This is a genomic window from Streptomyces sp. NPDC018031 (assembly GCF_044327625.1).
In the GTDB taxonomy this organism is placed as follows: Bacteria; Actinomycetota; Actinomycetes; order Streptomycetales; family Streptomycetaceae; genus Streptomyces.
In genome coordinates this window covers 375,964-395,605 of sequence record NZ_JBIRFT010000002.1, presented here as the reverse complement: position 1 = coordinate 395,605, position 19,642 = coordinate 375,964, and the positions used below count along the sequence as shown (strand labels likewise).

The 19,642-nt window shown below is 73.5% G+C and carries 20 protein-coding genes and 1 pseudogene; 3 read left to right on the top strand and 18 right to left on the bottom strand.

From position 1 onward, the window contains the following. The first annotated feature begins 50 nt into the window (after positions 1-50). On the top strand, positions 51-794 hold the full coding sequence (locus ACH4B3_RS08045; protein WP_398461904.1) for a hypothetical protein: 744 nt from the start codon (positions 51-53) through the stop codon (positions 792-794). A gap of 55 nt (positions 795-849) precedes the next feature. Here the strand turns inward: ACH4B3_RS08045 and ACH4B3_RS08040 are convergent, their stop codons facing one another. The 16 genes from ACH4B3_RS08040 to ACH4B3_RS07965 all read right to left on the bottom strand — a co-directional run bounded on the left by ACH4B3_RS08040 (position 850) and on the right by ACH4B3_RS07965 (position 15,956). After that, positions 850-1,710, bottom strand: a complete 861-nt coding sequence (locus tag ACH4B3_RS08040; RefSeq protein WP_398461903.1) for an amino acid ABC transporter permease — start codon at positions 1,708-1,710, stop codon at positions 850-852. Continuing rightward, entirely contained in the window at positions 1,707-2,351 is a 645-nt protein-coding gene (locus tag ACH4B3_RS08035) for an amino acid ABC transporter permease (RefSeq protein ID WP_398461902.1), read from the bottom strand. Before ACH4B3_RS08035 ends, ACH4B3_RS08040 begins: the two co-directional genes overlap by 4 nt. Before the next feature lie 17 nt (positions 2,352-2,368). After that, positions 2,369-3,274, bottom strand: coding sequence for a glutamate ABC transporter substrate-binding protein (locus ACH4B3_RS08030; protein ID WP_398461901.1), 906 nt, complete (start codon positions 3,272-3,274; stop codon positions 2,369-2,371). Positions 3,275-3,288: 14 nt separating this feature from the next. Beyond that, positions 3,289-4,032 carry an amino acid ABC transporter ATP-binding protein gene (locus ACH4B3_RS08025; RefSeq protein ID WP_398461900.1) on the bottom strand — a complete coding sequence of 248 codons (744 nt, stop codon included), beginning with the start codon at positions 4,030-4,032 and terminating at the stop codon, positions 3,289-3,291. Positions 4,033-4,153: 121 nt separating this feature from the next. Next, entirely contained in the window at positions 4,154-4,594 is a 441-nt protein-coding gene (locus tag ACH4B3_RS08020; RefSeq protein ID WP_398461899.1) for a DUF6278 family protein, read from the bottom strand. 120 nt (positions 4,595-4,714) lie between these two features. Then, positions 4,715-5,509 carry an exodeoxyribonuclease III gene (locus ACH4B3_RS08015; protein ID WP_398461898.1) on the bottom strand — a complete coding sequence of 265 codons (795 nt, stop codon included), beginning with the start codon at positions 5,507-5,509 and terminating at the stop codon, positions 4,715-4,717. 30 nt (positions 5,510-5,539) lie between these two features. Beyond that, entirely contained in the window at positions 5,540-6,187 is a 648-nt protein-coding gene (locus ACH4B3_RS08010) for an MBL fold metallo-hydrolase (RefSeq protein ID WP_398461897.1), read from the bottom strand. Positions 6,188-6,285: 98 nt separating this feature from the next. Then, positions 6,286-7,572 (bottom strand): 3-oxoadipate enol-lactonase, encoded by a 1,287-nt coding sequence (pcaD, locus tag ACH4B3_RS08005; protein ID WP_398461896.1) that lies wholly within the window; start codon positions 7,570-7,572, stop codon positions 6,286-6,288. 36 nt (positions 7,573-7,608) lie between these two features. Continuing rightward, positions 7,609-8,169 (bottom strand): hypothetical protein, encoded by a 561-nt coding sequence (locus ACH4B3_RS08000; protein WP_398461895.1) that lies wholly within the window; start codon positions 8,167-8,169, stop codon positions 7,609-7,611. Further along, positions 8,169-9,287: an ROK family glucokinase gene (locus ACH4B3_RS07995; RefSeq protein ID WP_398461894.1), complete on the bottom strand. Its 1,119-nt coding sequence runs from the start codon at positions 9,285-9,287 to the stop codon at positions 8,169-8,171. The genes ACH4B3_RS08000 and ACH4B3_RS07995 overlap by 1 nt, the downstream gene beginning before the upstream one ends. Before the next feature lie 283 nt (positions 9,288-9,570). Continuing rightward, a complete protein-coding gene (locus ACH4B3_RS07990; RefSeq protein ID WP_398462319.1) occupies positions 9,571-10,392 on the bottom strand; it encodes an ATP-binding cassette domain-containing protein in 822 nt (273 codons plus the stop codon). A 39-nt stretch (positions 10,393-10,431) separates the two neighbouring features. Beyond that, entirely contained in the window at positions 10,432-11,487 is a 1,056-nt protein-coding gene (locus ACH4B3_RS07985; RefSeq protein ID WP_398461893.1) for an ABC transporter permease, read from the bottom strand. Then, positions 11,484-12,464: a sugar ABC transporter substrate-binding protein gene (locus ACH4B3_RS07980; RefSeq protein ID WP_398461892.1), complete on the bottom strand. Its 981-nt coding sequence runs from the start codon at positions 12,462-12,464 to the stop codon at positions 11,484-11,486. Before ACH4B3_RS07980 ends, ACH4B3_RS07985 begins: the two co-directional genes overlap by 4 nt. Positions 12,465-12,730: 266 nt before the next feature. Next, positions 12,731-13,531, bottom strand: coding sequence for a GntR family transcriptional regulator (locus tag ACH4B3_RS07975; RefSeq protein WP_398461891.1), 801 nt, complete (start codon positions 13,529-13,531; stop codon positions 12,731-12,733). Positions 13,532-13,665: 134 nt separating this feature from the next. After that, on the bottom strand, positions 13,666-14,895 hold the full coding sequence (gene thrS / locus ACH4B3_RS07970) for a threonine--tRNA ligase (protein ID WP_398461890.1): 1,230 nt from the start codon (positions 14,893-14,895) through the stop codon (positions 13,666-13,668). Between the two features lie 329 nt (positions 14,896-15,224). Then, positions 15,225-15,956, bottom strand: coding sequence for an SDR family oxidoreductase (locus tag ACH4B3_RS07965; protein WP_398461889.1), 732 nt, complete (start codon positions 15,954-15,956; stop codon positions 15,225-15,227). A 62-nt stretch (positions 15,957-16,018) separates the two neighbouring features. Here ACH4B3_RS07965 and ACH4B3_RS07960 point away from each other — a divergent pair, with 62 nt between their 5' ends. Then, on the top strand, positions 16,019-16,915 hold the full coding sequence (locus ACH4B3_RS07960; RefSeq protein ID WP_398461888.1) for a LysR family transcriptional regulator: 897 nt from the start codon (positions 16,019-16,021) through the stop codon (positions 16,913-16,915). 300 nt (positions 16,916-17,215) lie between these two features. On the opposite strand, the gene ACH4B3_RS07955 is transcribed toward ACH4B3_RS07960, so the two are convergent. Then, the gene (locus ACH4B3_RS07955; protein WP_398461887.1) at positions 17,216-18,052 is read right to left on the bottom strand and encodes a transporter substrate-binding domain-containing protein; all 837 of its coding nucleotides are present in this window, start codon (positions 18,050-18,052) and stop codon (positions 17,216-17,218) included. Positions 18,053-18,264: 212 nt separating this feature from the next. Beyond that, positions 18,265-18,699, bottom strand: coding sequence for a ribonuclease domain-containing protein (locus ACH4B3_RS07950; protein WP_398461886.1), 435 nt, complete (start codon positions 18,697-18,699; stop codon positions 18,265-18,267). 329 nt (positions 18,700-19,028) lie between these two features. On the opposite strand from ACH4B3_RS07950, the pseudogene ACH4B3_RS07945 reads away from it, so the two are divergent. Then, positions 19,029-19,637: pseudogene (locus ACH4B3_RS07945) on the top strand (helix-turn-helix domain-containing protein); the annotation flags it as partial. Positions 19,638-19,642: the final 5 nt, after the last annotated feature.

Sequence of the window (19,642 nt, the reverse complement as noted above, 5' to 3'; positions counted from 1 at the left end):
CACCCACCGGCCTCGAACACCCACCCGTATCCCCGCTACGATGCGCGGCCATGAGTGACACCGTGCAGGACTTGATTGCCGGAGGAGCGGCTCTGATCGTGGGGCTGGCGCTGGGCTGGGCCGCGCATTCCGCCGCTGGGCGCCGCAGACGCGCCCGGGCCCAGCGGTTCTTCGGACTGCCGGACGGTTCGGAGTGCGTGCTGGTGACGCACCGGGACAGCACGTCGGCGCACTGGAGCATTCCGCGCCATGACGCGCTGGCGCTGCTCGGGCTGGCGTCGGTGGTGGAGAACTGCGGCGCGCACCCGGAGATAGCGCCGCACGACACCGGGCTGCAGGGCTTCGGTGCGCGCACCGAGTTCTGCGTGGGCGACCCGACCGCCCACCGCCGTCTCGCCGCGCACATGTCGAACCTGCTGCCCGGGGTGACGGTGCACCCCGGGGACGAGACGGGCGCCGACCGCGGCACCCTCACCGTGGCCGGCACCGCCTACCGGATGGAGACGGGCGCGGTGGAGTACGTGCTGCTGGCCCGGCTGACCGGCGGGGAGGGCGGGCGGCCGGTGTTCCTGGCCGCGGGGCAGCGGCCGGTCACCCACCGGGCCGCGGTCCGCCACCTGGTGCGCAACCAGGCGCAGCTGGCCCGCAAGTACGGCATGGACGGCACCTTCTGCCTGCTGCTGAAGGTCGTCAACTCCCAGGCGTACGGGCCGGACGTGGTGGAGCTGGTGGCGGATGTGAGCAAGACCGCGACCACCGTCGCCCCGACGTCGCGGCGGGCCGGGAAGGGCTGACCGGGCGCCGGTGGCCAGGCCGGGCGCCGCGTTCCCGCGCGCCGGCCGGCCGGGCTCAGGGCCGGTGGTCGCCGGGCAGCAGGGTGCCCGGCTCGGGCCGGGAGACCTCCACCGCCTCCGTCTTCACGCTGCGCCGCTGCCGTCTGGCCACCCAGTTGGCGAACCCCGACAGCAGCATGCACATCCCGATGTAGATCGGTGAGATGACCAGCACGACGGGGATGAACGGCAGGTCGTAGTCGAGGTTGCTGGCGATCAGCTTCCCGGCGTGCAGGAACTCCTCGTAGGTGATCAGGAAGCCGAGCGAGGTGTCCTTCAGCGCCACCACCAGCTGGCTGATGATCGCCGGGAGCATGGCCCGTACCCCCTGCGGGACCAGGACGTAGGTCATCACCTGGGTCTTGCGCATGCCGAGCGAGAACGCCGCCTCGCGCTGTCCGCGCTCCACCGCGTTGACACCGGCCCGGAACACCTCGGCGAGCACCGAACCGTTGTACAGGGTCAGGCCGGTGACCAGCGCCGGCAGCGGCTTGACCTCCAGCGCCACGAAGACGAAGAAGATCATCACCAGTACCGGCATCGCCCGGAAGAACTCCACCACCAGCGTGGCGAGCCAGCGCACCACCCGGAAGTCCGACAGCCGCCCGGCGGCCAGCAGCGCGCCCAGCGCCAGCGACAGGCCGGCGGCGATCGCGAACGCCTTCAGGGTGTTGCCGAGCCCCTTCAGCAGCAGTTCCTGGATGCCCTCGTAGGTGAAGGGGCGCCACTTGACGGCCTCAAACTGCCCGGTGTCGACGAGCCGGTAGACGATCCAGCCGAGCAGCGCGAGGAGCACCAGGGTGGACACCACGCCGTAGAGCCGGTGGCGGCGCTTGGTCCGGGGTCCGGGGACGTCGTAGAGCGCGGTGGTGGTCATCGGGCGACTCCCCAGTGCCTCTCCAGCAGATTGAAGATCGCGCTGATGGCCAGGGTGACGATCAGATAGCCGACGGCGATCCAGACGAAGGTCCAGACGATGCTGTAGCCCAGCTCGTTCAGCGGGCGGTACACCCCCAGCAGCTCGGTGACGCTGAAGGATCCGGCGATGGCCGAGTTCTTGGCCAGCGCGATCAGGGTCGAGCCGATGGGCGGGATGACGGACCGGAACGCCTGCGGGAGCACGATCGAGCCGAGGGTCTGCTCGAAGGTCATGCCCAGGCTGCGCGCCGCCTCGCCCTGCCCCACCGGGACCGTGTTGATGCCCGAGCGCACCGCCTCGCAGATGAAGGCGGAGGTGTAGCAGCCCAGGGCGAGGACGGCGAAGGCGGTGAACGACAGCTGCACGCCGAACCGCGGCATGCCCAGCAGCACCGCGAAGAACAGCAGGGTCAGCGGGGTGTTGCGCAGGACGGTGACCCAGGCGGTGCCGATGACCCGCAGCGAGCCGACCGGGGCGACCCGGAACGCGGCCATCAGGATGCCCAGGCCCAGCGCGAGCAGCGAGGCGTAGACGGTGAGCTCCACGGTGCCCAGCAGGCCCTCGCCGTACAGCGACCAGTTCTCGGTGAGTACGTCCATGGGGGCGGTTCTCCTCCTCAGCCGGCCGGGTAGCGGTCGATGGGCGGGGGCTTGGGGGCGGGCACTCCGGACAGGCCCAGCGTCGCGTCGTAGGCGCGCTTCCAGTCGCCGTTCTTCTCGTGCTCCTCCAGGGCGTCGTCGAGGGCGAAGCGCAGCGCGTTGTCGTTCCTCGGCACGCCGATGCCGTAGGGCTCCTCGGAGAAGGGCTTGCCGACGATCTTCAGTTCGTCGGGGACCTTGGCCGCGTAGCCGAGCAGGATGGTGTCGTCGGTGGTGACGGCGTCCACCTGGAGGGTGAGGAGGTTGTCGACGCAGATGGAGTAGGTGTCGTACGCGACGGGTTCGGCCTCGGGGTAGTCGGACTCGATGCGCTGCAGCGGGGTGGAGCCGGCCGCCGAGCAGACCTTCTTCCCGTCCAGGTCCTCGGGCCCCTTGATGTCCTCCTCGTCGTCGCGCACCAGCAGCGACTGCCCGGCCAGGTAGTAGGGGCCGGCGAAGCCGACCTGCCGCTTGCGCAGGTCGTTGATGGTGTAGGTGCCCACGTAGTAGTCGATCTGGCCGTTCTGCAGCGCCGTTTCGCGGTTGGCGGAGGCGATGGTGCGGAAGCTGATGGTGTCGGGGGCGAAGCCGAGCGAGGCCGACATCATCTTGGCGATCTCGATGTCGAAGCCGGCGTAGCCGCCGCCGGCCGGGTCCCGTTCGCCCAGGTAGGGCTGGTCCTCCTTGGCGCCGACGACCAGGTGGCCGCGGCTCTCGGCCTTGCGCCAGGTCGGGGAGTCGGGCAGCCGGAAGCCGGTGTCCACGGTGTAGACGGGGAGCTTGTCGATCTCCGGGCCCTTGACCGGGGGGCTGCCCTCCCGGCCGCAGGCCGCGGCCAGCAGGGCCAGCGCGAGGGCGGCGAGCGTACGGCGGGTGCGGGTCATGGCTCTCCTCCCGCTCAGTGCTTGAGGATCTTGGAGAGGAAGTCCTTGGCGCGTTCGCTGCGGGGCGCGGTGAAGAACTCCTCGGGGGCCCGGTCCTCCACGATCGCGCCGTCGGCCATGAAGACGACCCGGTTGGCGGCCGAGCGGGCGAAGCCCATCTCATGGGTGACGACGACCATGGTCATGCCCTCCCGGGCGAGTTGCCGCATCACCTCCAGCACCTCGTTGATCATCTCCGGGTCGAGGGCGGAGGTCGGCTCGTCGAAGAGCATCACCTTGGGGTCCATGGCCAGCGCGCGGGCGATGGCCACCCGCTGCTGCTGGCCGCCGGAGAGCTGCGCGGGGTACTTCGGCGCGTGGGCGGCGAGGCCGACCCGGTCCAGCAGCTCGCGGGAGCGCCGCTCGGCCTCGTCCTTCCTGCGCTTGCGCACCTTGAGCTGGGCGAGCATCACGTTGTCCAGCACGGTCTTGTGCGCGAAGAGGTTGAAGGACTGGAAGACCATGCCGACCTCGGACCGGAGCCTGGCCAGTGCCCGGCCCTCCGCCGGGAGCGGCTCGCCGTCGACGGTGATGCGTCCGGACTCGATGGTCTCCAGCCGGTTGATGGCACGGCAGAGCGTCGACTTCCCCGAACCCGAGGGGCCGATGACCACCACCACCTCCCCGCGGTCCACGGCGAGGTTGATGTCCTTCAGCACGTGGAGCGTCCCGAAGTACTTGTTGACGTCACGCAGCTCGATCAACGGATCGACGGCCATACGGTGCCCTACCCACTCGTCGCCATGTCGGGTCAGCGCAAAATATCCGCATTGTTCGCTGGACTTTCCGGGCGACACGCATGCAACGGCGGATATCCACCACGACGGGCGGTTCGGTGGTTCAGCCCTCGGAGACCTCGGCGTACCGCTGGGAGAGTTCCGGGGCACCCACCGCGGCCCACTCCAGGCCGGCCGCCACCACGTCGATCTCCCGTCCGGAGGCGAGCCGGACCACCGGCCGGCCGTCGGGGAGGATCTGCCAGGCGGCGCCCGGGACGGTGCGGACGACGACCGTGCCGAGGTACAGACCGGCGTCGTTGCCGAGCCGGGACAGCTCCTCGGGATCGTCCCGCCAGCGCGGCTGGAGCTGGTCCAGCGCCTCCAACGACAAGGGCGTGTCATCGAGTTCGACCCCGGAGGAGGCGGCGCGGTCACGCAGCAGCTCGCACTCCGAGAGCAGCTGGGCGACTGCCTCCGGGTCCCGCTCCCGGGCGTCCGCGAGCGCCGGACCGTGCTGTGCCCCGTGCCGCTTACGCCAGTTGCCCAGGAAAGGGAGGTTCATGGTGTTCAGGGTCGCACCGCCGCGGCGCCCGCACCATACCGGCGCGCGGTCCGGTGGCCCGGCCGTCGCCCCGGGTGCCCCGGTCGGCCCGCCGCCGGGTGCCCGGGACCGCCGCGGGCCCTAGAACTGCCGGGCCTCCAGCGCCAGGTCGACCACGACCGGGGCGTGGTCCGAGGCGCCCTTGCCCTTGCGCTCCTCCCGGTCGACGTAGGCGTCGGTGACCGCCTTGGCGAACGGTTCGTTGCCGTAGACCAGGTCGATGCGCATACCGCGGTTCTTGGGGAAGCACAGCTGGCGGTAGTCCCAGTACGTGAACGGGTGGTCGTACTTCAGCGGGCGCGGCACCACGTCGGACAGACCGGTCTCCCGGAGCGCGCCGAGCGCGGCGCGCTCCGGCTCGGTCACATGGGTCACGCCCTCGAACGCCGCGACGTCCCACACGTCCTCGTCGGCCGGGGCGATGTTGTAGTCGCCCAGCACCGCGAACGGGCGGTCGCCGGCGGTGTCCTGGGCGACCGCGGCGCGCAGCGCGGCCAGCCACTCCAGCTTGTAGGCGTAGTGCGGGTGCCCGACCTCGCGCCCGTTGGGCACGTAGACCGACCAGACCCGGACCGGTCCGCAGGTGGCGCTGATCGCGCGCGGCTCGACCGCCCCTTCGTACTCCGGGCCGCCGGGCAGCCCGGTGACGACGTCCTCGAAGCCGACCCTGGACAGCAGCGCCACGCCGTTCCACCGGCCGTCGGCGTTGACCGCGGCCTCGTAGCCCAGCTCGCGCAGCGGCTCGGCCGGAAACGCCTCCATGCCGCACTTGGTCTCCTGGATGCACAGCACGTCGGTGCCGCTGCTCTCCAGCCAGGCCAGCAGCCGCGGCAGCCGTGCGGTGATCGAGTTGACGTTCCAGGTGGCGATACGCATGCCGGTAAACCTACCGCCCGGGTCCGACAGTCACAGCGTCACGCTCTCGCCGGGGGCGAGGCGCAGGTGCTCGGCGCCGCCGAGGCCGGGAGGGCCCTCCGGGCCGAGCATCCGCCCGTAGACCGGGACGGCCAGGTCGGACAGGAGCCCGTCGTGGATGTCGCAGGCGAGCCGGGGCCGGACCTCGCGGACGTAGTCCACGACCTCGGAGAGCTTGCTCCACGGGGCCTGGACCGGCATCAGCAGGGTGTCCACCGGGCGGTCCGGGACGGTCAGCGCGTCACCGGGGTGGAACACCGTGCCGTCCACCACGAACCCGATGTTGGTGATCCGCGGCACGTCCGGGTGGATGACGGCGTGCAGCTCGCCGTGCACCTCCACGTCGAACCCGGCGACGCTGAAGGCGTCCCCGTCGCCGACGGTGTGCACCCGGCCCGGGAAGGCGGCGGCGAGCTGGTCGGCGACGCTGCGCAGGGTCCACACGGCCGCCCGCGGCTCGGCCTCCAGCGCGGCCCGCAGCCGGCCCTCGTCGAAGTGGTCCAGGTGCTCGTGGGTGACCAGCAGGGCGTCGGCCCCCGCCACGGCGTCCGGCTCGGTGAAGGCGCCCGGGTCGATGACCAGCACCCGTCCGTCCTTCTCGATGCGGACGCAGGCGTGGCCCTTCTTGGTGAGCTTCATGGTCACCATCCTGCCCTGTCCCGCCCGGCCCGGCAGGCCCGCGGCCACCCCCTTCACCGGCCCCGCACCGCACCCGCGGCGACCCCGGCGGGGCCCGGTCACCCCTGCGGGCTGGTCTCCTCGCGGATCACCCGCTGCGCGACGGAGAACGCGGAGTTCGCGGTGGGCACCCCGCAGTACACGGCGGTGTGCAGCAGCACCTCCCGGATCTCGGCCGGGGTGAGACCGTTGCGCAGCGCGGCCCGGGTGTGGAAGGCCAGCTCCTCCAGGTGCCCGCGGGCGGCCAGCGCGGTCAGCGTCACCACGCTGCGGGTGCGCCGGTCGATGCCGGGCCGGGTCCACACCTCGCCCCACGCGTACCGGGTGACGAAGTCCTGGAAGTCCTGGGTGAACTCGTCGGCGCCGGCCACCGCCCGGTCCACATGGGCGTCGCCCAGCACCTCCCGGCGCACCTTCATGCCCGTCTCCCCGAGGTCGGCGCGGACGTCGGCCACCGGGTCGGGCTGGGCCGCGGCGATCTCGGCCACCGGACCGGCCGGGGCGGCGGGCGTGAGCTGCGGCTTGGGGGCGGGCGCGGGGATCGCGGTCATCCCGGTGTGGGGTTCGGACGCCTGCCAGGAGCCGGAGAAGTGCCGGACCAGCAGGTCGGTGACGGCGGCCGGCTGCTCCACCGGGGTCAGGTGGGAGCCGCCGGGCACCAGGGCGAGCCGGGCGTCGGGGATGCCGGCCACCAGCACCCGGGCGTCGGCGGCCGGGGTGGCCAGGTCCTCGGCGCCCGCCAGCACCAGGGTGGGCACCCCGATCCGGCCGAGCGCGGCGCGGACGTCGAAGGCGGCGAGCGCCTCGCAGGCGGCGATGTAGCAGCCCGGGTCGGTGGTGCGCACCATCTGCACCGACCAGTCGACGATGGCGGGCTGCGCGGCGGCGAAGGCGGAGGTGAACCAGCGTTCGGGGGTGGTGCGGGCGATGGCGTCCAGGCCGTTGGTGCGGACCACCACGCCGCGCTGCCGCCAGGAGTCGGCGGTGCCGAACCGGGCGGAGGCGGAGACCAGGGCGAGCGAGCCGAGCCGCTGCGGGTGGCGCAGCGCCAGGTCGGCGCCGATCGCCGCGCCGATGGAGCAGCCCGCGTAGCCGAAGCGGTCGACGCCCAGCTCGTCGAGGGTGGCGAGCAACCGGTCGGCGAGTTCGCCGACGGAGGCGGCGGCGTGGGCGGGCGAGCCCCCGTGACCGGGCAGGTCGTAGCGGATCACGCGCCAGTGCCGGGAGAGTTCCGGGATCTGGCGGTCCCACATGTGCCAGGTGGTGCCCAGGGACGGGCCGAGGATCAGGGCGGGCCCCGCCTCGGGCCCGTCGATCCGGTACTGAAGGGTTCTCGTCTCGCTCACGTTCGTCACGCTATCCGCCGCCGGCCACCGCCCCGGTCACGGGGTGATGGTGGAGACCACGTACACCTCGGGATGGGCGGGGTTGCCGAGGTCGACGGTGACGTCGAGCGTCGGCTCGGGGTCCTTCTGGTCCACCACCAGCCCCGACCACCGGTCGCCGGGGCCCAGGCGCCAGCCGACGTCCCCGGCCTCCTCCGGGCCGATGGTGATCCGGCCCCGGTCCAGGGCGCCCCGGTCGGTGCCCAGGGTGGCCAGGAACCGGTCGAAGCCCTCGGCGGAGGTGATGAACTGGACGTACATCGAACTGCTCCGCCAGGAGTTCTTCTCGTGGAACCCGACGTCGGCCGAGTACGGCGGGATCCAGATGTCGTAGATCCGCCGCTGGACCTTGCTGGGCCAGCCCTCGCTCAGTCCGGTGGCCGCCGCGTTCTCCTGCTTCTCCTCCCCGCTGTCCCGGCTCTGCAGGGCCGAGATGACGAGGTAGCCGGCCGGGATGGTGATCAGCAGGAAGACCACCACGGCGGTCAGCCAGCGGCGCTGCGGCCGGTCCGGGCCGGGCCGGGCCGGGCGCTCGGGCGGGGTGTCCTCGGCGGCCATCAGCGGGCCGCCCGCGCGTACCGCTCGTACCGTTCGACCCGGCGCCGGTTGGCGCGCCGGAAGCGGCGGGCGACCAGCCGCGCCAGGTCCGCGGCGCCGACCATGCCCGCCTCCGGGCCGAGCTGCGCCTTGACGATGTGCGCCTCCGGCCGGTAGCCGCGCCCGGTGAGGTGGCGGCGGAAGGCGTTGCGGGCCGGGCCGATCAGCAGGTCGTCGGCGGCGCTGACGCCGCCGCCGATCACGAAGCAGGAGGGGTCGAGCGCGGCGGCCAGGTTGGCGATGCCGACGCCCAGCCATTCGCCGATGTCCTGCAGCAGCTCCACGCACATCGCGTCGCCCTCGCGGGCCAGCTCGGTGATGAGCGGACCGGTGATCTCGGGCACGTGCCCGCCGACCCGGTCGATGATGCCGTAGGCGACCGGGGACTCCGCGGCGGCCAGCTCGCGGGCCTCGCGGACCAGCGCGTTGCCGGAGCTGTACTGCTCCCAGCAGCCGCGGTTGCCGCACGGGCAGCGGTGCCCGCCGGGCACCACCTGCATATGGCCGAACTCGCCGGCGACCCCGTACTTGCCCCGCTTGACCTGGCCGTCCTCCAGGATGGCCCCGCCGATGCCGGTACCCAGGGTGATCATGACGAGGTGGTCCTCGCCGCGTCCGGCACCGAACCGCCACTCCGCCCAGGCGGCGGTGTTGGCGTCGTTGTCCACCATCACCGGCACCGCGAGGCGCTGCGCGATGCGGTCCCGCAGCGGCTCGTTCCGCCAGGACAGGTGGGGGGCGAACAGGATGCGGTTGCGGTCGGCGTCCACCCAGCCCGCGGCGCCGATGCCGACGGCGTGCACGTCGTGCCGGTCGGACAGGTCGAGCACCAGATCGACGATGACGTCCTCGACGACCTTGGGGCTCTTGGACTTGTCGGGCGTCTCGGTCCGCACCTTCTCCAGGATGTTGCCGTCGGCGTCCACCACCCCGGCGGCGACCTTGGTGCCGCCGATGTCGATGCCGACGGTCGGCACCCGCGGCGCGGTCAGGTGCGAGCGGCGCTCGCGGGTGCCGACGGTGCGCAGCACGGTGGCCCGGGCGGAGCCCCGGTGCACCCGGTCCCGGTACATGCTCATCGGCCGGCCCCCTCTGCGGTCACCGCCGGGGCCACCGGTCTGACGCCGCCCGGCGGCGCCGCCGCGGGTCGCTGCGGAGGGGTGCGGTCGCCGGCACCGCGCGGCGGAACCGCGTGTCGGCGGGTGCGTGCTCGCAAGAGTCGTCGTCCCTGCGGTGGTATCGGGAGGCGGATGCCTCGGGGTGCGTCGGTCGGCGCGGGCGGGGCCCGCCGTGCGATTGTGCCTCACCCGTACGGGCCCGTGCATGGCGAGCCCGGTGGGCGGGCGGCCGCGCCGACCGACGTCAGTCCTTCGAGTGGTCCCCCGGGGCGCCGCCGAGGTGGCCGGGGGCGGTGGCCCGGGCCAGCTCGTGGCTGAGCTGTTCCAGTTCGCTGCCGCCGGCCATCTGCCGGGTCAGCTCCTCCAGGGCGATCTCCGCCTTGGCGTGGCTGCCGGCCATGGCCCCCCGCTTGAGCAGCACGAAGTGATCGCCGACCAGATAGGCGTGGTGCGGGTTGTGGGTGATCAGGACCACGCCGAGGCCCGCGTCCCGGGCGGCCGCGACGTACTTGAGCACCACCCCGGACTGCTTGACGCCCAGCGCCGCGGTCGGCTCGTCGAGCACCAGGACCCGGGCGCCGAAGTACACGGCGCGGGCGATGGCCACGCACTGGCGCTCGCCGCCGGAGAGGGTGCCGATGGGCTGGTCCACGTCCCGCAGGTCGATGCCCATGCGGAGCAGCTCGGCGCGGGTGGTGGCGCGCATGGCGGCGACGTCCAGCCGCCGGAAGGGGCCGCGGCCCCTGGTCGGCTCGGAGCCGAGGAAGAAGTTGCGCCACACCGGCATCAGCGGGACCACGGCGAGGTCCTGGTAGACGGTGGCGATACCGCGGTCCAGTGCCTCGCGCGGGGAGCCGAGCGCGGTCTCCTCGCCCGCGATGCGCAGGGTGCCCGCGTCGTGCCGGTGCAGTCCGGAGATGATTTTGATCAGGGTGGACTTGCCGGCGCCGTTGTCACCCAGCACACAGGTGATCTCCCCGGCGCGCACCTGGAGGGAGACGCCCTCCAGGGCCCTGACGCTGCCGTAGTGCTTCGCCACGCCGTCCAGCTCGACCAGCGGCGTCACGGGGGTGGCGGGCCCGGTGCCCGCGTCCTGGGAACTCACTTACTCGGCCTCCGCCCGCTTGCGGACATACGCGTTCAGCAGCACGGCGAGCAGCAGCATCGCCCCGAGGAACAGCTTGAACCAGTCGGCTTCCCACTGGGCGTACACGATGCCCTTGTTCGTCATGCCGAAGATGAAGGCGCCGACCGCCGCCCCGACCGCCGAACCGTAGCCGCCGGTCATCAGGCAGCCGCCGATGACGGCCGCGATGATGTACAGGAACTCGTTGCCGACGCCCTCGCCGGACTGCACCACGTCGTACGACATCAGCAGGTGCTGGCCGGCCACCCAGGCCCCGAAGGCCACCGCCATGTACAGGCCGATCTTGGTGCGGTCGACCGGGACACCGACCGCGCGGGCCGCGTCCGCGTTGCCGCCCGCCGCGAAGATCCAGTTGCCGACGCGGGTGCGCAGCAGGATCCAGGTGGCGACCGCGACCAGGCCGAACCACCACAGGACGGTCACGTTCAGCTCGACGTCGCCGATGGTCAGATGGGAGGCGAAGACCTTCTTGGCGGCCGGGAAGCCTTCCATGTCGCCGATGGTCTTGGTGGAGACGCCGCCGCTGATCAGCTGGGTGAAGCCCAGGTTGGCGCCGGTGAGCATGAGGAAGGTGCCGAGCGTGATGATGAAGCTCGGCAGCTTGGTGCGGGTCAGCAGGAACCCGTTGAAGAAGCCGATGGCGAGGGTGGCCAGCAGCGAGACCCCGACGCCCACCCAGACGTTCGCCGTCATCTGGTACGAGAACATCGACGAGATCAGCGCGGACGAGGTGACCAGTACCCCCGCGGAGAGGTCGAACTCACCGCCGATCATCAGCAGCGCCACCGGCACCGCCATGATCCCGATGGTGGACGAGGCGTACAGCACGGTGCTGAAGCTGGACCACTGCAGGAAGGTGTCGGCGACCAGCGAGAAGAAGACGAAGACGGCGGCGGCGCCGACGACCGCGCCCAGCTCGGGGCGGGCCAGCAGGCGGCGGGCCGGCGAGCGGGGACTCAGCCGCTCGTCGCCGGCCGCCTGCCCGGGGGGCGCGGTGGGGGTGGCGGCGCTCATCGGGTGGTCCGCTTGGTGTACTCGGCGAGCTCGTCGGCCTCGTCCTTGGTGATGATCTGGGGGCCGGTGAGCACCGGCCGGCCGCCGCCGAGGACGTCGGCGTTGTAGCGGTAGAGCCACAGCAGGTCCACGGCCTCGTAGCCCTGGAGGTACGGCTGCTGGTCGACGGCGAAGCCGAGGGTGTCGTTCTTCAGGGCGGTGACGACCTTCTCGTTGAGGTCGAAGGTGTCGATCTCCGCGTCGCTGCCGGCCTGGTCGGCGGCCTTGGCGGCGGTGTCGGCGAACGGCGCGCCGAGCGTGACGACCGCGTCGATGTCCTTGTCGGCCTGGAGCTTGGCCTCGATGGAGGACTGGACGTCGGGCATGTTGGTGCCCTCGACGTACAGCTTCTCCAGCTCGCCGTCGAAGGTGTCGGCGGTGCCGGCGCAGCGCTGCTCGTGGCCGACGTTGCCCTGCTCGTGCAGGACGCACAGGGCCTTCTTGCGGCCGCGCTTGTTCAGCTCCTCGCCGACCGCCTCACCGGCGATGGTCTCGTCCTGCCCGATGTGGCTGAGCGCGCCGAACTCCTTGGACTCCTCGGAGCCCGAGTTGACGGTGATCACCGGGATGCCGGCCTTGCGCGCCTTGGCCAGGACGTCCTTCATGGCGTCCGGCTTGGCGAGGGTGACGATCAGGCCGTCGACGTCCTGGTCGATGTAGGTCTTGACCAGCTGGGCCTGCTGCTGGCCCTCCTCGTGGTGGGCGTAGAGGAACTTGATGTTGTCCTTGACGGCGGCCTGTTCGGCGCCCTTCTTCACGATGTCCCAGAAGGTGTCGCCGTCGCCGGAGTGCGTGACCATGGCGAAGGTCCAGCGGGGGGTGTTCACCGCCGCCCGGCCCTCGGCGGCCTCGGCGGCACGTTCCTCCGCCCGCTTGCCGCCCGTGCTGCTGCACCCCGCCAGGGTCACGCCGAGCACCGCGGCGAGCACGGCGGTCATCGCCCGTACGCCTCTTCCAACCCTTGCCACCAAGACTCGCCCTTCTCGCTGTCCGACACGTCCACCACGGGTGCGGCCGGGTGCCGGGAAAACGGCGCCCGGCCGCCCAAGTATCCCTGACCGCGGACCGGAGGCTCCGGTCAGGTCAGCGTCCTACGCGCGTAGGAGGTCCACGTCAAGAGGTGTCGCACGGATTGCCGCCCGGGGAACCGCGGGGGTACCGCCGGTGCCGCGCCGGGCGCCGCCCCCGGCGGTACGGTCGGGCGTCACGGGCGCACCAGCAGCTGGAACTCGAAGGCGTACCGGGACGCGCGGTAGGTGTGCGCGCCGAACTCCACCGGGCGGCCGGTGTCGTCGAAGGTGGTGCGCTCCATGGTCAGCAGCGGGGCCCCGGCCGGTTCGCCGAGCCGCTCGCCCTCCTCGGCGGTCGCGGCCCGCGCGCCGACCGACTGCCGGGCGCTGTGCAGGGTGATGCCGGCCGCGCGCAGCAGCCGGTACAGGCCGGTCTCCGCCAGTTCGGCGCTCCGCAGCTCCAGCAGACCGGCCGGGAGGTGGTTGCGCAGGTACGCCACCGGCTCGCCGTGGGCCAGGCGCAGCCGTTCGAGCAGCACCACCTCGGTGCCTTCGGGCACCTCCAGGGCGGCGGCCACCTCGGCGGGCGCGGGGGCGGTGGTGTGCCGCAGCACCTCGGTGGCCGGGCGCTGGCCGGCGGCCTGCAGGTCGTCGTAGAGGCTGCTGAGTTCCAGGGGCCGCCGGACCTTGCTGTGCACCACCTGGGTGCCCACGCCGCGGCGCCGGACCAGCAGCCCCTTGTCGACCAGGGACTGGATCGCCTGCCGGACGGTGGGGCGGGACAGGCCCAGCCGGCCGGCCAGCTCGATCTCGTTGCCGAGGAGGCTGCCGGGCGCCAGCCGGCCCTGCTCGATCGCCGCCTCCAGCTGCTGGGCGAGCTGGAAGTACAGCGGCACCGGGCTGGTGCGGTCCACGCCGAGGTGGAGCGGTTCGGCGGCGCCGGGCGGGTGAGCTTCCTGCGTTGCCACGGGCCGAGCGTAGCCCGATGCGTACATGACGGGAAGACGCGTGGTCCGGTTGTCCGGACAAAGGCCGGCGGGGCCCCCGGCCGGGCTCCGGGACCAGCCGGGGCCCGGGGCGGGGCGGGCCCCGGAGCCCCGCAGCCCCGGAGCCCCGGGCCGGACGTTCCTCAGTCGTCCGCCCACAACTCGGCGCGGTGTGCCCCGGTCAGCGCCCCGATGCGGTCGAGGACGTCGTCCGCGGGGAGCGGAGCGAGTCGGCGCCCGTCCCGCAGGCGCAGCGCCACCAGGCCGCCGGCCGCCTCCCTGGCGCCGATGACGGCCTGGTAGGGCACCAGCCTGGCGTCCCGGACGCGGGCGCCCAGGGTGCCGCGTTCCGGCGGCACCACGGCGGCGCGCAGGCCACGTCCGGCGCAGCGCCGGGCGAGGTCCTCCGCCCGGGGCAGCTCGGCACCGGAGACCGGGAGGATGGCCAGCTGGGTGGGGGCGAGCCAGGCGGGGAAGGCACCGCCGTGCTCCTCCACGAGGTGGGCGACGGCCCGCTCCACGCTCCCGATGACGCTGCGGTGGATCATGACGGGCCGGTGCCGGGCCCCGTCCGCGCCGGTGTAGTGCAGGTCGAAGCGTTCCGGCTGGTGGAAGTCGACCTGCACGGTGGAGAGGGTCGACTCGCGGCCGGCCCTGTCGGCGACCTGCACGTCGATCTTGGGGCCGTAGAACGCGGCCTCTCCCTCGGCCGCCTCGTAGGGCAGCCCGGAGCGGTCCAGGACGTCGCGGAGCAGGGCGGTGGACCGCCGCCACATTTCGGGGTCGGCGACGTACTTCCCGCCGGGGCCCGGGAGGGAGAGCCGGTAGCGGGCCGGGGTGATGCCGAGCGCCAGGTAGGCCCGGCGGATCATCTCCAGGGCGCCCCGGGCCTCCTCGGCGACCTGCTCGGGGGTGCAGAAGACGTGCGCGTCGTTCAGCTGGATGGCCCGCACCCGGGTCAGGCCGCCGAGTACTCCGGAGAGTTCGGCCCGGTACATGCCGCCCAGTTCGGCGATGCGCAGCGGCAGTTCGCGGTGGCTGTGCGGACGGGCGCGGTAGACCACCGCGTGGTGCGGGCACAGGCTCGGCCGGAGCACCACCTGCTCACCGCCGAGGTCCATCGCCGGGAACATGTCGTCGCGGTAGTGCGCCCAGTGGCCGGACAGCTCGTACAGCTCCCGTTTGCCGAGCACCGGGGAGTACACGTGCCGGTAGCCCGCCCGCCGCTCGGCGGCTCGGACGTACTCCTCCAGGCTGTGCCGGACGGTGGCGCCGTCCGGCAGCCAGTACGGCAGCCCGGCGCCGAGCAGCGGGTCGGTGTCGAACAGGTCCAGCTCGCGGCCGAGCCGGCGGTGGTCGTTGCGGGCGGTCATGGCGGTCTCCTCGCGGACGGCCCGGGTGAGCGACCCCTCCCCCGGCGCGGCCGGGTGGACCCCATGACGAAGCCCCGGGGCACTCGCCCCGGGGCTTGAAGATGTCAGGACATCGGTCAGCGCGCCGGGACAATCTCCGGCGTCGTCGTGGTGTCGGCTGCGCGCTGCATGCCGGTGAGGCTAGCAGTGCGCCGCCCCGGCCCGCGGCCGGTTTTCCCGCCGCCCCGCGGCTGGTTCCACCGCCGGCCGGCCCGCGGCGCCGGCGGGCGCGTGCCCCCGGGCACCGGGCGCCGGGCGCCGGGCGGCCCCCGGCGCCGGGCGGCGTCCGGTCACCAGGGCAGCGGGCGGCCGTCCCGGAAGAACCCGCCGGACGGTCCGGAGTCCGGCAGCGTCGCCGCCCACACCACCCCGGCCGCGCCGTCCGCCACCGGCCGCCCGCCGGGACCGCCCAGCTCGGTCGCCACCCAGCCCGGGCAGACGGCGTTGACCAGCACCCGGTCGGCGCGGAGTTCGGCGGCGAGCATCCGGGTCAGCGCGTTGAGGCCGGCCTTGGAGGCCGTGTAGGCGGGAGTGCCGCCGCCCATGTTGGTGAGCGAGGCGGCTTCGCTGGAGACGTTGACGATGCGCGGGTGCGGGGCGGCGCGCAGCAGCGGGGCGAAGGCGCGGACGGTGCGCCAGGGCCCGTAGAGGTTGGTCTCGGCGGCCTCCCGGACCACGTCCAGATCGGCGGTGACCGCCCGCTGCCAGGTGTCGTAGGTGATGGCGGCGTTGTTCACCAGCACGTCCAGCCGGCCGTACCGCTCGGCGACCCGGTCCGCGGCGGCGCGCACCCCGGGGTCGTCGGTGACGTCCAGCCGCAGCGGGTGCACCTCGGCGCCCTCGGCGGCGAGCCGTTCGGCGGCGTCCTGTGCCGCCTGCCGGGAGCGGGCGGTGAGCAGCACGGTGTGGCCGGCACCAGCCAGTCGGCGGCAGACCTCGTAGCCGATGCCCCGGTTGCCGCCGGTGACCAGCGCCACCGGGCGGGGATCGGTGGCGGACGGACGCGGCGCGGTTGCTGTCATGGTTCCGATGGTGCGCCGCCGGGACGATGCGCGTCCAAGATCCTTCGTGATAGCCATCGGCTATGGACGCTCATGTGCGGGACCTGCGGTACTTCGTCGTGACCGCGGAGGAACTGAACTTCACCCGGGCCGCCGAGCGGCTGTTCGTCTCCCAGCCCGCGCTCAGCAAGCAGATCCGCCGGCTGGAGGAGCTGCTGCGGGTGCAGCTGTTCCGGCGGGACCGGCGGTCGGTCGCCCTCACCGCGCCCGGCGAGGCGCTGCTGGTGAAGGCGCGGGAGGTCATCCAGGTCTGGGACGAGGCGCAGCGGGCGGTGAGCGACGCGGCGGCGGCCGAGGCGGCGGTGCTGACGGTGGGGGTCTCCTCCAGCGTGGGCCGGGGCCTGCTGCCGGCGGCCCGCGCCCGGTTCGCGGAGCGCCATCCCGCGTGGCGGATCCGGGTCCGGCAGATCGACTGGGAGGACGCGACCGCCGGGCTGGCGGGCGGCGCGGTGGACGTGGCGCTGATCTGGCTGCCGGTGCCGGGCCAGGAGGCGTTCCGGACGCGGGTGGTGGCGACCGAGCCCCGCTGGCTGGCGATGCCGGCCGGGCACCGGCTGGCCGGGCGGTCCGAGGTGGCCTTCGAGGAGCTGCTGGACGAGCCGTTCCTGGCGCTGCCGGAGAGTGCGGGGGTGCTGCGGGACTTCTGGCTGGCGGTGCCGGACCGGGGCGGCAGGCCGGTCCGGGTGGGGGCCACCGTCTCCAACGCGGACGAGACCTTCGAGGCGGTGGAGGAGGGCAGCGGGGTGGTGCTGCTGGCCTCCGGGAACGCGGAGATCTACCGGCGGCCGGGGGTGGTGACGGTGCCGGTCACCGGACTGTCGCCGAGCGAACTGGCGCTCGCCTGGCGTCCCGACGACCACCGGGCGGTGATCCGCGACGTCGTCCAGGCGCTGAGTCCGGGCCCCCGGCTTCCCGGATGACCCCGTCCGGCACCCCCGGGAGCGGACCGGAGGGCGTTGCGGATCCGGTCTCCTTCGGCCGCGCCTGCCTCGCCGGCCCCGGCCTGCCGGAGCGGTTCACGGCCGGCGCCGCGCTCGTGGGGCCGGTGGAGAGATACCGCCACCCCCGCGGTGAGCGGGGCTGCTCCGGCCATCCGCCGGCAGGGCCGTCCGGCGGGGGCCGGCCGGGGCGGGAGCGGGGACGGCCGACGGGGGGCGCGGGATGGCCGGGGCGGGTGCGGAACCGCCATGGGGCGCGGCTGCGGCCGGCCGGCCCCGGCGTCAGCCGCCGTCCGCCGGCTTCATCCACTCGTCCGCGAAGCCGCGGTACGTCCCGTCGTGGGTGGCCAGGTGCACGAACTGGTCCACGTACTCCCGGAACTGCTCGTCGCCGCGCGGCAGCGCGTACGCCTTCTCCGAGAAGGTGAAGGGCTTCTCCGGGTGGACCGCGCACAGCTCCGGATGGATCGCGGCCTGGTACCGGGTCTCGCTGGCGTCGGTCATCATCACATCGGCCCGGCCCGCGATGATCTCGTCGAAGATGGTGGTGTTGTCCGGGTGCACGGTGAGCGTGGCCCGCTTGATGTTCGCCCGCGCGAACTGCTCGTTGGTGCCGCCCGGGTTGACGATCACCCGCACCCCCGGCTGGTCGATCTGCTCCAGCGTCCGGTACTTCGCGCTGTCCGCGCAGCGCACGATCGGCGTCTTGCCGTCGGTCAGATAGGGCTCGCTGAAGTACGCCTTGCGGGCCCGGGGCAGGGTGACCGAGACGCCGCCCATGGCGATGTCGCAGCGGCCCGCGTCGAGGTCGTCGATGAGGTTCGCCCAGGTGCTCGGGGTGAACCGCACCTTGGCGTCCAGGGACTTCGCCAGTGCGGTGGCCATCGAGATGTCGATGCCCCGGTAGTCGCCGGTGGCCGGGTCGCGGTGGGTGAAGGGGCGGTAGTCGCCGGTGGTGCACACCCGCAGCACCCCGCGCGCGGGCACCGCGTCGAGCAGGCTGCCGTGCCTGCGCTCGCGCGGCTGGGACTGGTCGGTCCATCCGGTCGCCAGCGCGGATCCGGCCGCGGTGGCGGCGAGCACGGCGGCGAGGGCGGACAGCGTGACGGCACGTCTCATGGCATCTCCTTGGCACCGGGCGGACACGCGCCATGATCACAGCGCCGCCCGGGCGGCGGAAGACCGCGCACCGGCGGACCCGCGGCGGCGCCCCCGCGGCGGGGCGGCGCCCGCACCGCGGGGCGGCCGGGGTGAGCCCCGCGGCCGCCGCCGGAAGGAAGCGGCGGCCGCGGGGGGCCGGCGGGGTGGGCACCCACCGGCCGGGGCGGTGGTCAGCAGCCGCGGTCGACCAGGTCGAAGGACCGGTAGTGGTCGGCGGTGTAGTAGTCCTCCGCGGTCCCCTCGCCGGTGACGATGCGGCGGGCACCGCGGTCGTCCGAGCCGGGGGTGATCACGGTGTACTCGTGGTAGTAGCCGCTGTCCTGGTCGGGGAGGATGCCTTCCCGGTTCTGGAACACCGTGCCGTCCTGCGGGAAGGGGTACGGGCCCCCGTCGGCGATCAGGTCGAGGGTGTCATGGGCCTGCGAGGGCAGGGCGGAGTAGCAGATCTCGCCCACCGCGGCGGTTCCGGCCGGCGCCGTCACCGCGACGGCGGCGCTCCGGGCGGGGAGGTCCGGGGTGGCCGCGACGGCCGGGCCGGCCAGCAGCAGGGTCGAGGCGAGGGCGCCGAGGGCGCCGATTCGGGCGATCCGTGGGGGGATTCTCATGCCGAACAGCATGACGCGCGTAGAAGGTGTCATGTCAACGCCAAGGCGGGCTGTTCCCCGAGAGTTCACGAGACCGGGCCACACGTCACCGAGCGGTGAAGGAGCTGTGACCGCCGGCGGGCCGGGCGCCCCGCCCGCCGGAACCGGGGCGGCGGACGGCACCGGGCGCGGCGCCCCGGCGGAAGGCCGCCCTGGCGGAAGGCCGCCTCGCCCTCCGCGCCGCTGCCGGGGGCGCGTGCCGGCCGGGGGCGGCGGCCCCGAGGCGCACCGATTTTTGCCTGCCGGGCAAAATTTTTGCCTCCGGGGCCAGGGCTGGCTATACCGGAGACATGACCTCGTCACCCGAGGACGCGGCCGGCGCACTGCCCGCCGTCGCCCCCCGCCTGCGCGGACTGCGCCGGCGCAGCGGCCTGACCCTGGAGGCGGCGGCCCGGCTGGCCGGGCTCTCCCCCGCCCATCTCTCCCGGCTGGAGACCGGCCACCGGCAGCCGTCGCTGCCGATGCTGCTGGCGCTGGCCCGCGCCTACGGAACCACGGTATCCGACCTGCTGGGCGAGGTACCGCCGGAGTGGGACCCGATCATCCGGGCGGACCGCATGGAGGCGTCGGTCAGCGGCGGCTGGACGTACTGGCGGGCGGGCGGCTCGGGACGGGCGATGCAGGCCCTGCGCGTCCTCCTGCCGCCGCGGCAGAGTCCGGAGGAGGACCTGGTCCGGGTGCACCCGGGCGAGGAGTGGCTGTACGTCCTCAAGGGGCGGCTGCGGCTGGTCCTCGGCGAGGCCGCCCACGTGCTGACCGCGGGCGACGCCGCGCACTACGACTCCCTCACCCCGCACCGCCTGTCGGCGGTGTCCCGCGGCGGCGTGGAGCTGCTGTTCGTCCACACGCTGATCCAGAGCGGCGCGGCCGAACTGTGCCTGGGCGACCCGGTCCCGCGGGGCGT